This is a genomic window from Paenibacillus sp. 1001270B_150601_E10, from assembly GCF_015558675.1.
Taxonomy (GTDB): domain Bacteria; phylum Bacillota; class Bacilli; order Paenibacillales; family Paenibacillaceae; genus Paenibacillus_B.
On the sequence record NZ_JADMOL010000004.1, the window covers coordinates 20758 to 35296 of the forward strand.

General features: G+C 47.1%; 12 protein-coding genes. 9 read left to right on the forward strand and 3 right to left on the reverse strand.

Annotation, left to right across the window (positions count from 1 at the left end; all coding sequences use genetic code 11):
- Positions 1 to 55: 55 nt before the first annotated feature.
- Both I2H74_RS11415 and I2H74_RS11420 read left to right on the forward strand, forming a co-directional pair.
- Positions 56 to 940, forward strand: a complete 885-nt coding sequence (locus I2H74_RS11415; RefSeq protein ID WP_195574110.1) for a helix-turn-helix domain-containing protein — start codon at positions 56 to 58, stop codon at positions 938 to 940.
- Between the two features lie 203 nt (positions 941 to 1143).
- Positions 1144 to 1860 carry an AAA family ATPase gene (locus tag I2H74_RS11420; RefSeq protein WP_195574111.1) on the forward strand — a complete coding sequence of 239 codons (717 nt, stop codon included), beginning with the start codon at positions 1144 to 1146 and terminating at the stop codon, positions 1858 to 1860.
- 90 nt (positions 1861 to 1950) lie between these two features.
- Here I2H74_RS11420 and I2H74_RS11425 read toward each other — a convergent pair whose 3' ends face one another.
- Positions 1951 to 3348 (reverse strand): sensor histidine kinase, encoded by a 1398-nt coding sequence (locus tag I2H74_RS11425; RefSeq protein WP_195574112.1) that lies wholly within the window; start codon positions 3346 to 3348, stop codon positions 1951 to 1953.
- Position 3349: 1 nt separating this feature from the next.
- Entirely contained in the window at positions 3350 to 4054 is a 705-nt protein-coding gene (locus tag I2H74_RS11430; protein WP_195574113.1) for a response regulator transcription factor, read from the reverse strand.
- 159 nt (positions 4055 to 4213) lie between these two features.
- On the opposite strand from I2H74_RS11430, the gene I2H74_RS11435 reads away from it, so the two are divergent.
- The 5 genes from I2H74_RS11435 (at position 4214) to I2H74_RS11455 (ending at position 9482) form a co-directional block, all read left to right on the forward strand.
- Positions 4214 to 4828: a hypothetical protein gene (locus I2H74_RS11435; RefSeq protein WP_195574114.1), complete on the forward strand. Its 615-nt coding sequence runs from the start codon at positions 4214 to 4216 to the stop codon at positions 4826 to 4828.
- Between the two features lie 289 nt (positions 4829 to 5117).
- Positions 5118 to 5984, forward strand: coding sequence for a carbohydrate ABC transporter permease (locus I2H74_RS11440; protein ID WP_195574115.1), 867 nt, complete (start codon positions 5118 to 5120; stop codon positions 5982 to 5984).
- Between the two features lie 18 nt (positions 5985 to 6002).
- A complete protein-coding gene (locus I2H74_RS11445) occupies positions 6003 to 6866 on the forward strand; it encodes a carbohydrate ABC transporter permease (protein WP_195574116.1) in 864 nt (287 codons plus the stop codon).
- A gap of 53 nt (positions 6867 to 6919) precedes the next feature.
- Complete coding sequence (locus I2H74_RS11450; protein WP_195574117.1) at positions 6920 to 8053, forward strand: efflux RND transporter periplasmic adaptor subunit; 1134 nt, start codon at positions 6920 to 6922, stop codon at positions 8051 to 8053.
- 88 nt (positions 8054 to 8141) lie between these two features.
- Positions 8142 to 9482 carry an ABC transporter substrate-binding protein gene (locus I2H74_RS11455; RefSeq protein WP_195574118.1) on the forward strand — a complete coding sequence of 447 codons (1341 nt, stop codon included), beginning with the start codon at positions 8142 to 8144 and terminating at the stop codon, positions 9480 to 9482.
- 139 nt (positions 9483 to 9621) lie between these two features.
- On the opposite strand, the gene I2H74_RS11460 is transcribed toward I2H74_RS11455, so the two are convergent.
- Positions 9622 to 10833 (reverse strand): GNAT family N-acetyltransferase, encoded by a 1212-nt coding sequence (locus I2H74_RS11460; protein WP_229106627.1) that lies wholly within the window; start codon positions 10831 to 10833, stop codon positions 9622 to 9624.
- Positions 10834 to 11137: 304 nt separating this feature from the next.
- On the opposite strand from I2H74_RS11460, the gene I2H74_RS11465 reads away from it, so the two are divergent.
- A complete protein-coding gene (locus I2H74_RS11465) occupies positions 11138 to 12139 on the forward strand; it encodes an N-acetylglucosamine kinase (RefSeq protein WP_195574119.1) in 1002 nt (333 codons plus the stop codon).
- A gap of 108 nt (positions 12140 to 12247) precedes the next feature.
- A complete protein-coding gene (gene pabB / locus I2H74_RS11470) occupies positions 12248 to 14422 on the forward strand; it encodes an aminodeoxychorismate synthase component I (protein WP_195574120.1) in 2175 nt (724 codons plus the stop codon).
- The last annotated feature ends 117 nt before the right edge of the window (positions 14423 to 14539 follow it).

The window sequence follows — 14539 nt, forward strand, 5'->3', positions numbered from 1 at the left end:
TCAAAACGCGCTCCTTTCGATTCGCTATGCTTGACACAAGGAGGTGATCCTGACGATGCAAGATGAATGGCTCATTCAGAAGACGATTCGATGGATAGAGCAGCGGCTGCATGAACCCATTTCTCCAAGAGAGATTACGAAGGTAACGGGGTTATCCAAATACCATTTTCACCGCATCTTCCAGGCACACGTCGGCATATCCACGGCAGCCTACATAAGAAATAGGCGGCTCGCGAAGGCGGCAGGGGATTTGCTTTATACGAAGGAGCGGATTCTCGATATTGCGCTGCTGTACCAATTCGAATCACAAGAGGCCTTCACACGAGCGTTTAAGAGAAGGTATCACCTGCCGCCAGGACAGTATCGGAAGCTGATGACTTCCGCTGCGAATCAAAGCCGTAAGGAGGCGTATACGATGGTAACAAAGGTAAAGGGATGGATATTAAGCGGCAGTCACCCGTTTCATTATGAAATGGGGGTAGATGGGGAGCAGGTTCATGAGGGGAAGGTGTCCGGTTATCTAAGATCTCGGACGGTAGAGCAGCAAGGGGAGTTTGCTACTATGATGCAGCAGTTCAAGGCAGATAAGTACAGGGGCAAGCGGATGAAGCTGTCCTGCTTCATAAAAGCCGAGCAAGTAGAATCCTTTGCAGGCTTATGGATGAGAGTGGATAGTGCGTCTGATGAGGTGCTTCAATTTGACAATATGAGCAATCGCCCGATCAAAGGCACGCAGGAATGGAATCATTATTCTGTAGTGCTTGATGTGTCAGCACATAGCGCAGTTATCTCGTTTGGCGTCCTTCTCACGGGTACGGGGCAGGTATGGATGGATCAATTTCGCTTTACAGAGGTAGATTTAAGCGTTCCTACAACGAATCTGGATACGACTGCGGATCTCCATGAAGAGCCTGTTAATTTGTCCTTTGAAGACGTTTAAAATGATGGATTATTAGAAAGAAGAAGCGGTTCCCGAGAAACAGGGAGCAGCTTCTTTTTGGTTGGACATCATAGGTGTATTTCCATGTTATAACTAGCTTTTTTATCCTTGAAGAGTGAGGGAATTGGCTTTCCTTTCCTTTATGATTCGAGTATGGTGGAACATGTAGTGCAATGTATAGAATAACAGCTGGAGTTGATGATATGTTTTTACGAGGAATTGAATTGCTGCGTCGCGAGGGAATCTCTTACAAGGAGTATCCGTATTCCATCCCGACCATTGCACACCTCTCGAGAGTGGAATTCCGAGGAAACGTCACCTTCCTGGTTGGAGAGAATGGATCTGGGAAATCGACGCTGTTGGAGGGAATTGCTGATCAATGCGGGTTTCATACTGCAGGCGGAAGCAAGCATAATAGGTACGAGGTGGATGCCGCCGAATCGGCTCTAGGCGAACATCTTAGACTCTCTTGGCTGCCTAAGATTACGAACGGCTTTTTCCTGCGCGCAGAAACGTTCTATCAATTTGCCTCTCACTTGAATACGATGCCCGAGAGTTTAAGATATTATGGAGGACGTTCCCTTCATAAGCAGTCTCATGGTGAAGCGTTTCTATCCCTATTCGTCCACCGCTTTGGGAAAAAGGCTATCTATTTGTTAGATGAGCCTGAAGCCGCTTTATCGCCAGCTAGGCAGCTCTCTCTCCTTCGCATTATTAAAGAGCTTGAGCATGAAGCACAGTTTATTATTGCGACGCATTCTCCGATTCTACTTGGATATCCTGATGCACAGATTCTGAACTTTGATTCTGCGCCCATAGAGGAGATTCGATATGAAGATACGCTGCACTATGTGCTGACGAGAAGATTTCTTGAGAATCGAGCGGCTGTACTGCGGGAAGTGTTTGAGAATGATGAATAATAACTTGCTTGCAGATGAACAAACGGGGCTGTACCTACTATCATCACCATGCTGATGATGTAGGTACAGCCCTCGTTTCATATAATGGGCCTATGCTTGACACACAGGAAAGTCAAAGTCCAGCTTGGCGCCGCCTTGCTTGTGATTGCTTGCGGAGATTTGCCCTCCGCAGCGCTCGACGATCGCTCGCGCGATGGCTAGTCCTAAGCCAGATTCGCCGCCTTTGCCTTTGACAAAGCGATGGAACAAAGTAGGGAGCAGCTGCTCTGGAATGCCATTGCCATCATCCTGCACGGTAATCAGAACCCGATCCTGTGCTTTACGGACATATACATGAATGTCTTTCTCGGCATAACGTGTTGCATTGGTTACCACATTCAGCAGGGCTTGCAGCAGCTTATCTCGATCAGCTCGGATGTATAAAGCTGTATGTTCCTTCATTAGATAGTGAACATGAAGCTTCAGTTTCTTTTTAACGAGGATAGGATTGACTCTCTCTTCCGTTTCAAGCAGCATGTCCCTTACAGGAACCTCGTTAAAGTGGAAGATGTCCTCCTCGCTGTCGAGCTTCGCCAGCAGGGTCATCTCGGTCACGAGCTTCTTTATGCGATTGCTCTCACTCGTGATGATATCTAGTCCTCGCCGCATACTTTCGCCTTCAAATACACCGTCCCGAATCCCCTCAGCATAGCCAGAGATGGACATTAGCGGGGATTTGAGCTCATGAGAGGCATTTTGAAAAAATTGCTTTTGCACTCGGTTGTAGCGATCCAGCTCTCCTGCCAGATCATACACCGTCTCTGCTACGACTCCAATCTCTCCGCCAGCCTTGATCAACTGCACTTCGGAGAATTGTCGGTTCTTCACTTTCTTCAGCTCTTCTCTTAATCTCATGAGAGGATTAATAAGGCGCTTCGTAATGAAAAGACTAAGCAGGAATACGAGCACAAAGCCGATGCATAGCACAATGATCAATTGGGCAAACAGCTTTTGTTCAATTTCTTTGATTTTGTTTACCGGAGACAGCAAGGTGATATAACCGTCCTCCGTTGTTGTCGTGCTTGTAAGATAGCGATCATCTGTGCCATCTACGATCTTTTGCATCGCTTTGGATAGGGGAATGGCAGCTATAGCAGCTTCATTCTCGATTATCTTTGTAAATGGTATAGCTTCCAGTTTGGTTATCGACAGCTCCTCCATAGGGACAAGCTGATACTGCTTATCGGTCACAATGGCGCTTATATTGCTTGCCACAGGTAAGGCAGACATTCGAATCAATACCCCGTCTGACCTATTCAACGGTGTAGCTTGTCCCGTTTGAACCGTGTTGATAGATTGTGAGATAGAGGCACTGAGGTTATGCAGCTCCTCTTGCTGGGTTCCCATAAAATGATCCAGCAATACGTTATGAATAATGACGGCGGTGACCGCGAAAACAAGTGCAAGCAGGACGCCGAAGGCAAGGTTGATTTGGTGTATGAGCTTCATTCTAGCATTCCCCTCCATTCATCCGATAGCCATGCCCCCATACCGCCTCAATAGGCAGCTCCTCCATTTTCTTACGAAGCCGCTTTACAAGGTGGTCTACAGCACGATCGCTTCCAAAGTAATCTTCTCCCCATATAAGATGGAGAATTTCATCCCGTGCAAAGGCTCGATTCGGCCGCTCCACGAATAGCTTCAGGAGATCGAACTCCTTGCTGGTCAGATCGATCTCTGCTTCATGCCAGATCGCACGCCTTTCATTCAATAAGAGACGAAGCCGACCAAGCTCGATATAATCATCCACGTTATCCAGAGTTGAGGCATCCTCTCTAGGCTGAAGCTTCTGCATGCGCTGCAGCTGCCGCTTCACGCGAGCTACGAGCTCTCGCGGGCTAAAGGGCTTAACCAGATAATCATCACTGCCAAGCTCGATCCCAAGAATCTTGTCCACCTCATCATCTCGAGCAGAGATCATAATGATTGGAATCTCTGCGACGCTCCGAATTTTTTTGCAGAATTCAAAGCCGTCCATACCAGGCAGCATAATATCCAGCACCCACATGTCCGGAGGCTGATTGCTCCACAGCTCCCATGCTTCCTCTGCTGATTCTAGTCCAATCGTCTCCATGTTTTCCTTTTGTAAATAGGTTTCTACTAATTGTCTAATATGTTGATCGTCATCGACGACGGCGATTCGATATGGATTCATTCCTCGACCTCCTCCAATGTTGAGGTCATTATAGCAGAAGGAGCTTAAGGAAAGCTGAGTTGCCATTCTTTTTACATAATTACGGACATGTCATGCCACACTTCCTGTCCATAATGGGTTTTGTAAACAACAAGCCATCAAACAAGGAGTGTATGGAATATGAAAAAACGTATGATTCAAGGTGCTGTATTATCTGCTTTGCTGTTAACTTCTGTTGCTGCCCCTGCTTATGCTAGTCCACAAGAAGGTGTGACTGCAAAAGAAACGATAAAAACAGAGCTTGTCACATCTGAAGCGAAAACAGCCTCCTTCTATCCGCTTGAGCTTGCGAAGAAATACGCCCCAGAGACAGTAAAGGACTGGGAGGAAGTCTTAAAGAACATGAACATAACGGTGGCATTCACGGTTGAGCCTTCAAGTTCTAGCGAGAAAGGGGAACATCAAAAGCTTGAAATGAAGGTTATTTCCGAAGAAGATATCGATTGGTCCAAGGTTAAAGACGCGGCTGAGGGAAAAGGTCAAACCAAGGGCATGATCGCCATTACGAAAATTGCTGAAGCCGTGCCAACAGAAGCTTCAGATAAAAAAGAAGCGGCCCTTGTAAAAGTCGTTGATTCCGAGATCAACGATCCGCAGGCTAAAGCTTTCATGGAGACCTATAAGGAGCTCAACGCCGCTGTAGACTCCAAGGATACAGATGCGATCAAGACAAGCCTAGCGAAGCTTCTTAAGCTGTATCAAGAGCAGGGGCTGCCAACATTAGATACCAAGTAAGCGGATAGGCAGGGAGAATTCGAAATATATGATAAGGATCAAAAGGGCCCAGATACACGGCTAAGTGTATTTGGGCTTCATCATTTTTCTTGAGCTGAGAGAGCGTCGGGATTGGCAGATATTGCAGGACGAATAGCTGAGCGGCATATGAGAAGCTGCTGCTGCCATACTTTTTCCACACTTTTGCAGTTGTTTTGACGGAGACATTTCCTATTCTATCAATAGCTTAATTATGTCTGGACGCGGCATGAAAGAAGAGCGAAGGCTAATGTACTGGAGGATAGGCAAGATGCAGCATATACGCATGGCTCAAAAGGAGATCGTTGTCGCGCTTTGCTTTCTCGCCCCGAGCTTGATCGGTTTTTCTTTGTTCTACGTCATACCCTTTGGACAAAGTATCATTCTATCTCTGCAGGATCGTGCTGATCAGCACTTTACCCTTATGAATTATCAGGAGCTCTTTCAAAGCGGCTCCTTTCACAAGGCAGCTGCTAATACAGCCTTGTTCACGCTGATCGGTGTTCCCATCATCGTATTGCTGTCTTTGGGGATTGCTTTAATGCTGAATCAGCGAGTATTTGGCAGAAAAGCGATGCGAACCGCTTATGTGTTGCCGCTTGTTGTGCCGGTGGCTTCCTTAGTATTGCTCTGGCAGATTCTATTTGATTGGAACGGCACAGTAAATACCATTCTTCAGCACTTTGGCAGCAAGCGGGTAGATTGGATGCAGTCTGACGCCGCCATATGGGTCGTCATCCTCATGTATGTATGGAAGAATCTCGGCTATAACGTCATTTTATTTTTAGCAGGGCTTCAGAATATCCCGGACCAGTATTATGAGATCGCGAATATGGAAGGCGCGGGTCCCATACGAAGATTGTTTGGCATTACGTTTATCTATTTGACGCCAACAACCTTTCTCGTACTGCTGATGTCCATCGTGAACTCCTTTAAGGTGTTCCGTGAAACGTACCTCGTAGCGGGTGCTTATCCGCATGACCGAATCTACATGCTTCAGCACTATATGAACAATATGTTTTTATCCCTTGATGTACAGAAGCTGTCAGCTGCAGCCGTGTTGATGGCTGTTGCCATTCTCTTTTTGGTTCTCGTGCTGTTCCGGGGGGAGCGAGCATTTCGATCTTTCATGGAGTAGGAGCTTAAGGAGGAACTTATGAAGCATACCAAAAGTCTCGTACTTGCCCTGATCCGCACCATTCTGCTAGGGCTGATTGCTGCGCTCGTCTTAACCCCCGTGCTGCTTGCGATCATCAACTCTCTTATGACGGAGCAGGAGATTGTTGCAAACTACGGCTCGCTTGGCAAGACGGATACCAATATCTTTGTGAATTTGAAGTTAATACCCGATTGGGTTTCCTTCGAGCAATATTACCGTGTTCTTATCGCAACGCCTGTATTTCTTCGGATGTTTTGGAACTCAGCAGGCTTAGTCGTGCCCATCATTGTCGGACAAGTCATTGCCGCGACACTGGCTTCCTTCGCGCTTGCAAGGCTTCGGTTTCCTGGGAGGGATGCACTGTTCTTTGTGTATCTCATGACGATGATGATGCCCTTTCAAGTTACGCTGGTTCCGAACTACATGATGGTTGAACGGCTGGGGTTAATGAATACACCAGGAGCAATAATATGGCCTGGCGTCTTTAGTGCCTTCGGCGTATTCCTTCTGCGGCAATTCATGCTTCACATTCACTCTGCATACATAGAGGCGGCCAAGATGGATGGAGCGGGCTATGTCCGAATTTTTGCTTCAATCGTGCTCCCTATGGTGAAGCCGGGAGTCGCAGCACTTGTCATTCTACTATTCGTTGATTATTGGAACATGGTCGAGCAGCCGCTTATCTTTTTGCAGGAGGCAGCCTATCAGCCGTTGTCTGTCTTTTTATCTGTCATTCAAAAGGACATGCTGGGAATTTCATTTGCCGCATCGGTAATTTACATGATTCCTATGATGCTCTTGTTTCTGAGTGCAGAGCATTACCTGATTGAAGGCATCCAGCTGTCAGGGGTAAAGGGCTGAATCGGATCAGTGGAACAACGATTATTCGTGAAACTGAAGAAGGGGTTATCAAGATGAAGACATCGCAAAAAAAGATTATTTCCATTCTGTCCATATGCTTTCTCGCGATTATGGTTCTCTTAACGCTGCTTAGCAATACCATTGAAACGGCTCTTCTGCCAAAGGTAACGACAGAACTTCCTTCAACAAAGGTATTGACTCACTCCTTGGAAGGCAGAGGGGTTGTTACCCCTCGCAAGAAGAAAGAGCTGGTGAATGAAAGCGGATGGAGTGTGGAGAAGGTGCATGTAAAGAAGAATGAACGCGTCAAAAAGGGGCAGGTGCTCATCACTTTTGACCACTCATCCGCGGAGCAGCAGATCGAGGAATTGAAGCTTCAATTGAAAAAGCAGGAGCTCAATCGCATCGCCATAAAGGAGCAGTACGTGGAAGCAAAGCGGATGGGAGATGAGGAGGCGATCAGAAAGGCAAAGCGTGCGCTCGAAAGCGATGATCTGGATCGGATAGGGATAGAAAACAAAATCAAGCAGCAGCGAGAAGAGATAGACAAAAAGAAGACGCTTAAAGCGCCTTATGAAGGGAAGGTAACAGAACTAGTTGCGGAGGATGGCATAGCAGTCGCGATGGGACAGCCATTATTAACACTTGTTAATACCTCTGAAGGCTTTGAATTCACCTTTACCGCTCCAGATCATGTCGCCTCCTTTTTGAAGTTGAATGAACGCTTGCAGGTAGAGATACCCGAATCGAAGATGAGGCTTGAAGGTAAGATCGAGGAGATCAAGTCGGTATCCGAGCCTGGTGGAGCAGGTGGTGGCACCATGGGAACTGGAGGTTCTGATTCCGATACGCCAATCTCACAAAGACAAGTTGTAGTCACCCTAACCGATCCTAAGCTTCAGGGAGGAGAAGAGGCAGCCGTTCATATGGAGAAGCAGGCGGAACAGCAGGGCTTGGTGATTCGAAAAGAGCTCTTGAAGAAGGATGGAAGCGGCAGCTATGTGTTTGTCGTACAGGAGAAAAGAAGTCCGCTCGGCAACACGTATACGGTCCAGAAGCGGTCTGTGAAGACAGGAGACGAGAGTGAAGAGGAGATTGTGATTCTAGACGGCTTGTATCCGCAAGACAAGATGATTTCGGAATCCAGCGAGCCGCTGCAGGATGGCAATCGCATCCGCTTACAGTAGCACCTCATCCGGCAAGGAAAATAAAAAGATCGTGCTTGCAGGATAAGTCTGTATGACCCAAACCTATAACTTATGAAGGATGATGAGGATGAAAAAGAAGCTTTCATTTATACTGTTAACCGTGTTTCTGCTGCTTAGTGCGTGCAGCACAGGGAATTCGAACTCTGCCTCGGAAGATGGAGAGGCACCCTCTGGGGGGCAAGTCGATATTACCGTTTCTGTTATGAGGAAAATGCCATTTCTTGAAACGGCCGCGCGCAAATTTCATGAGAAGCATCCTAATGTAAACATTCACTTTAAAGAAAATATCGCCGTGACTGAGGTAGAAGGTGAAGGGGGCATGATGGCTGCCGTTTCTACGCTGGATATTGAAAAATACATTCAGACCGTAACGACCGAAATTCTAGCAGGAAAGGCATCGGATATGATCTTGATGGATAGCTTGCCTCAGGACAAGCTTGTACAGAAGAATGCTCTTGTAAACTTGTACGATTGGATGGAGAAGGACGTGACATTTGACAAGTCTCAATATTACGGCAATATAATGAAGGCGGCTCAAGATAGTGAGGGGCTTTATGGCCTGCCGCTTAGCTTTTACTTAGAAGGTATGATTTCAGGAAATGAGAAGCTGCTGAAGGAAGCGAATATTACGATTGATGATGAACACTGGACCTGGGACCAATTCAAGGATATCGCGAAAAAGCTGAGAGAGGTGACGGGAGAGGATACAGAGGTGCTCAGCAATGCGTTTCCAGGCGTCTTGCTCTCAGATTTTATTGAGGGTAATTATGCAAAGCTCGTTAGCAACAACCAAGCAAACTTTGATTCTGAGCTGTTCCGTGGCATGATGAATCAGATCAAGGCGATGTTTGACGAGGGGATCTTGACGGAGAATTTTTCTTATGATCAGAATGCTGCCCTCTTCACTCAAGGCGGGTATACAGAGCCGGAAACAGCTATTCAAGATATGCTTCGAGAAGATGCTGTTTTCTATAAAAAGCCAACGTATGATGGTCAATCCAATGGCATTTCCTATCGATCGGGACTTACTTTGGCAATAAATAGCAAATCCAAGTTCCAAAAAGAAGCATGGGAATTCTTGAAGTTCCTGCTGTCTGACGAAATGCAGGCCTCGACAGAATTGGGCGGATACCCGATTAATAAAGCGCAGGCTGCAGCAAAGCTTGAAGCCACTCGCAAGTCGGTGGAGAAAGAGCAAGGCATTGATGATAAGAAATCGAAGGCGCTGGACGAAGGCATCAAGCAGTTGAATGAAATGCTGGGGCAAGCGGGCACGAAGGCAACAAGCGATATGAAGGTTATTATGACAGCCATGAATGAGTTCCAAGCATTTATAAGCGGTCAAAAGTCGGCAGAAGATGTAAGCAAGCTTATTCAGAATAAGGTGAATACGTATTTGAATGAATAAGCAAGCATATATAGAAGATATCGAATAAGGTTAAAAAACAGAATGTGCTTGAACGGAACAAAACCGCCTCGTTCTATCGGGAAAGTCCCAACGAACGGGGCGGCTTTTTATATTAGGCTTGATGCAGCTCTATTGCACCTTAGAAGTAATCAGCGAACCAAGGGACAGCATCAGGAATGATTTTTTCCAAAAAGCGCACATCATGACGATTCCCGTTTATTCGGCCAATCTTGTGCAGGTACAACGGGCGTTTATAGCTAAGCAGCATCGTCGTGAGCGTCTGAATCGTTAATGAAAGATCAGGCTCAGCCTCTCCTTGGGTTATCATGAGCTGGCCATTCGAATCGGAAGCGATCGTAAAGCTGCCGTTGTTCCAATCCAGCAAGGGGTCTTGAACATGCAGCACGATCTGCTGACCTGGCTTTAGGTTAAATGGATATCGCTCTAGGAACGGCTTAACATCTACAATTCGTCCCATATAATACGGAGAAATGCGCTGCTCGATCTCTCCATCTTCCAATAGAAAGGCCAGTGTCTCGCTGTTATAGAGCCGCCCCTTAACGTGGTAAACCATCGATAAGTGGGCGCGAATAAAGTTCCAAAGGCCCCTGCGCGCATCCTCGCTTAGGTAAACCATTTCCTTAATATATAGAATTTCGTCTTCAACTTTGTAGAAGAGGTACCCTGCAGGTGTATCGACTGCTTCGTAGTAGATGGCTGCTGCTAAGTCCTCGCTTTCCCAGCGGAATCGCTCTTCCCATGCGAGCTTATCCCGATACAAAGCAGCGTTTGCTGTAGAGGCAAATTGCTGATACACCTTTCGAATGTCCTCATGGTCGAGATCTTCCCGAATAGTTCTGCCATGCACAGGCATGATCTTCGGCAGTTGTGTATCTCTTACCTTGAAGTCGATGACGTCCGAGATGATCTCCCATCCCTTTTTACGATAAAAAGGAATCGAGTAAGGAAATAGGTAAGCGATCGTCTGACCACGTTCCTTCATCCGAGTCAAGCTCTCGAGGATTAAGGAAGACACCAATCCGTAGCCGGAGTATTCCGGATAGGTTCCTACTCCCGTTACGCCGCCCATCGCGTATTTAACACCATGAATATTAACCTCAAACGGATAGGTCATCACTTGGGAGACCAGCTTCTGCTTATCGAACCAACCGATAACGTCACAGGCAGAAAGCAGCAAGCGCTTCTGGGTATGGACATAGTCATCGCCAAGCTCTTCAATATCGGCATTCGTCACTTGAAATACATAATTCATCAGATCATAAAATTGCTCAATATCGGAGTCAACAACCTCACGCATTTGAAACAGATTGCGAAAATTCGTCGGTGCCATCATCTAAGCTCCTAACCATCATTTGTCTCTTACCAATGTGCCCGCGTCGTCATTCAGCTATTCTTCTATAAAGAGGTGAAATGGAATATAATATGTGAATATATTCACGATATAGTCCTGTTATTGTTTCTTTGTTGGCTGAAGGGCCTCCTTAATTATACAAGAATGTGAGATCACGGAACAAATACATGCCTTTTCAATAAGATTCGCGTAAACTGGAGTCAAGAAGAATGAGAGTAACTCGTTATCATCTCTATCTCAACATTATGAATCAAGCCATAATCAATAGAGGAGGCTTAATGAAATGAAGCATATGCATATCGCTTTTACACACCAGGATTCTAAGCGCATTGTGATCGGTATCGATGGGGGAGGTACGCACACACGCGCTATCGCTGCGCGAATGGATGGGACGATTATTGGTGATGTACAAACGGGCTGTTGTAATCCGAACAAAGATGAACGAGCTGAGGAGCATGTAAAAGACGCGATTGTTTCCGTTCTAGAGAGAGCTGACGCAGTAGCTGAGGATGTGGCTGGCTTATGCGCTGGTCTTGCTGGTATTGAAACAGAAGAGGATTTGTCTTGGGCAGAATCGTTTACGAGCGTTCCAGGCATTGCCTGCCCTAAGAAGCTGGTAAACGATTCTTACGTTGCTCATGCTGGCGCATTCTTAGGCGAAGCAGGGATCATGGCGATTTCCGGGACAGGCTCCGTTGTATTTGGACTTAATGAGCAAGGGCGGTTGCTTCGTAATCAGGACTTTCACCATTATGCGGGTGCGGCAAGGCACCTTGCCTTTGACTGCGTATATCGAATACTGGCGGGGTATGCAGGCGAGGAGGATCAAGGCTTGGTAACAGAAGTTCTGCACTACTGGAAGGTGGATAGCGTAGCGCAGCTTTATGAACAGGGGATGGAAGGCTTTGCCCTTGGCGTTCATGAGCAGATGCGCATGTTTGGGAAAATGGGCCCTATCGTTACGCGTGCTGCTAAAGAAGGAAGTCCCTTGGCTATGCACGTATGCACGCAGCTTGCAGACGCACTGGATATTGGCGTTCGCCTTATTGGAGCGGGCTTTGCCGAAGAGCAGGTTCAGGTAGCCTTTATGGGAAGCGTCATTCAAGACGATTACATAGCTGGGTTATTGACGGAGAGGCTAATTCGGCATATTCCAGGTTCCAAGCAGTATCAAGTTGTCCAGCCTTGTCTGTCACCAACGATTGGCGCTGTGTGGCTCGCCCTTAAGGAATGCGGTGCTTCGATTGATGCTTCTGTTATGAATCATCTGGAGCAGGGATGCTGACCTAATGAAAAAAGATTTCCACTTCTAATGATAAATACCATTAATGAATGATTGTTTCTCACAGAGATGGTAGAATACGATTCAGAATCATCTCGTCTGGGGGAGCACATGAAGACCTTAATTCTCGATAATTATGATTCCTACACATACAACTTGTATCAATTGATTGCGAAGATCAATGGGATAGAACCGATTGTGATATACAACGACGCTTACACTTGGGAGGAAGTAAAGGCGAAGTTTCAATTTGATAATGTGGTGATTTCACCTGGACCGGGCAGTGCCGATGTAGCGAAAGACTTCGGGATCTGCAGGGATGCGCTATTGGAAAAGTCGCTTCCTATTCTAGGCGTTTGCCTTGGTCACCAGGGGCTTGGATATGGGCTAGGAGCTTGTATTGTTTCATCGCCTGAGATTGCCCATGGGAAGATCAGTCGCATTCAGCATCAAGGAGACCGTCTGTTTGAAGGAATACCCTCTCCGTTCTCAGTGGTGCGCTATCATTCTTTGCTGCTTGATGCCGATCTTCCAGATGGGCTGGAGCCGATTGCCTGGACAGAGGAGGGGCTGTTAATGGCCATTCGTGCTCTAGATAGACCACATTGGGGCGTTCAGTTCCACCCTGAGTCGATAGCAAGCGAGTATGGAGAAGCGCTGCTGAGAAATTTTATGGCGTTAACGAAAGAAGCAATGCTTCAATCTGATCACAATCAGTCTGCATCAGGGAAGGAATTGCTTGATTCCGAGGATGGAACGGTCCGTGAACCATTAGAGATACAGCAAGTGGTTGCATCTGCTTCGACTGCTTCGAACTCCGCTTCACGAGTGATGTTCCGTAAACTATCCAATTGGTATGATGCGGAGCAGGTATTTATGGAGCTGTATCGTTATGCTGAACCTGCCTTCTGGCTGGACAGCAGCCGTGGCGATGGAAATATGTCTCGCTTTTCCTTTATGGGAGATACCAGAGGGCCGCTAAGCAAGCTCGTCACGTATGACGCAGTAAGCGCCAGCGTTACCGAGATATCGAGCAATGGAACGCGAACGGTCTCCACAGATATATTTGCTTATCTGGATCAGGAGCTTGCGCGTTATGCAGCAGTGACGCCGGAACTGCCTTTTGACTTCAACAGCGGGTTTGTGGGTTATTACGGCTATGAGGCGAAAGGGGATATGGGGGTTACAGGACCACGAGCATATCCTGATGCCATATTCATGTTGGCAGATCGTTTTATTGCTTTTGATCGTGAGACAAGGGAAGTATTCCTTGTATGCCTGACGGAGAGTGAGCTGGATGCGCTGCATTGGTTTGATTCTATCGAGCAGGAGCTCGAGCACCTCGCTAATAAAAGGCAGGCACAACAGGATGAGTTGGCCGATTCCCAATTGATCGATGATGTGGAGTCTGCTGAGTTCCAGTATCATATCCCTTACGAAGAGTATTTGAAGAGCATCGAAGCTGTAAAAGCTTATTTGCGCGAAGGGGACAGCTACGAGATTAACCTGACCAATGAGCTTCGGACTGAAGCAGATCTTGATCCGGTAGAGTTATACCGAAATGTTAGGCGTATGAATCCAGCGCCATACTCCGCTTACCTGACGTTTGGGGAGGATCTGCAGCTGATCTGCTCCTCGCCAGAGCGCTTTATTCGAATCGGGCGTGAGCGGCAGATCGATGCCAAGCCGATCAAGGGAACGATTCGCAGGGGCCATCATCAAGTGGAGGATGAGCAGCTAAAGGAGCAGCTTCGAGCAAGCGAGAAAGACTTTTCCGAGAATCTTATGATCGTGGATTTATTGCGCAATGACTTGGGGAAGGTATGTGAAGTCGGAAGTGTTGAAGTGCCGAAACTCATGGATATTGAATCCTTTGAAACGGTGCATCAGCTTGTGTCTACGATTACAGGACAGCTCAAACGAGAGGTAACGGTGAATGCGTGCATTAAGGCGGTATTTCCTGGGGGTTCCATGACTGGCGCACCGAAAAAGCGGAGCATGGAGATCATTGAGAAGCTGGAGAAGCGTCCACGCGGCGCCTATGCGGGAGCGATTGGCTTCTTGGGTCTAAATGGAACGGCGGATCTGAATATCGTTATTCGAACGATCGTAAGACAAGGGCGGCAGCTTTCGATCGGCGTTGGGGGAGCAATTGTTATGGATTCCGATCCTGAGCTCGAATTCCAAGAGATTCAATTGAAGGCAAGAGCGTTAGTCGAAGCCATTCAATGTACGTTGTCAGTTAAAGCACAATCGGCAGCGCTGTGCAGCACGGGGTTGAGATAGATGGGGAGCCGACTTTAAAAATGGCTTAAAGTGGCCGCCGGACATAACCGGAGGCCAGTTGTGCGATTTCTCAAAGGAGCAGTCAAGACATCTTCGCATCATTCAGAGCGGCAACCA

Coding starts and splice junctions, on each gene's coding strand:
- I2H74_RS11435 (WP_195574114.1), top strand. CDS start 4,214: ATGAAAAAACGTATGATTCAAGGTGCTGTATTATCTGCTTTGCTGTTA.
- I2H74_RS11440 (WP_195574115.1), top strand. CDS start 5,118: ATGCAGCATATACGCATGGCTCAAAAGGAGATCGTTGTCGCGCTTTGC.
- I2H74_RS11460 (WP_229106627.1), bottom strand. CDS start 10,833: ATGGCACCGACGAATTTTCGCAATCTGTTTCAAATGCGTGAGGTTGTT.
- I2H74_RS11415 (WP_195574110.1), top strand. CDS start 56: ATGCAAGATGAATGGCTCATTCAGAAGACGATTCGATGGATAGAGCAG.
- pabB (WP_195574120.1), top strand. CDS start 12,248: ATGAAGACCTTAATTCTCGATAATTATGATTCCTACACATACAACTTG.
- I2H74_RS11420 (WP_195574111.1), top strand. CDS start 1,144: ATGTTTTTACGAGGAATTGAATTGCTGCGTCGCGAGGGAATCTCTTAC.
- I2H74_RS11450 (WP_195574117.1), top strand. CDS start 6,920: ATGAAGACATCGCAAAAAAAGATTATTTCCATTCTGTCCATATGCTTT.
- I2H74_RS11430 (WP_195574113.1), bottom strand. CDS start 4,054: ATGAATCCATATCGAATCGCCGTCGTCGATGACGATCAACATATTAGA.
- I2H74_RS11445 (WP_195574116.1), top strand. CDS start 6,003: ATGAAGCATACCAAAAGTCTCGTACTTGCCCTGATCCGCACCATTCTG.
- I2H74_RS11455 (WP_195574118.1), top strand. CDS start 8,142: ATGAAAAAGAAGCTTTCATTTATACTGTTAACCGTGTTTCTGCTGCTT.
- I2H74_RS11465 (WP_195574119.1), top strand. CDS start 11,138: ATGAAGCATATGCATATCGCTTTTACACACCAGGATTCTAAGCGCATT.
- I2H74_RS11425 (WP_195574112.1), bottom strand. CDS start 3,348: ATGAAGCTCATACACCAAATCAACCTTGCCTTCGGCGTCCTGCTTGCA.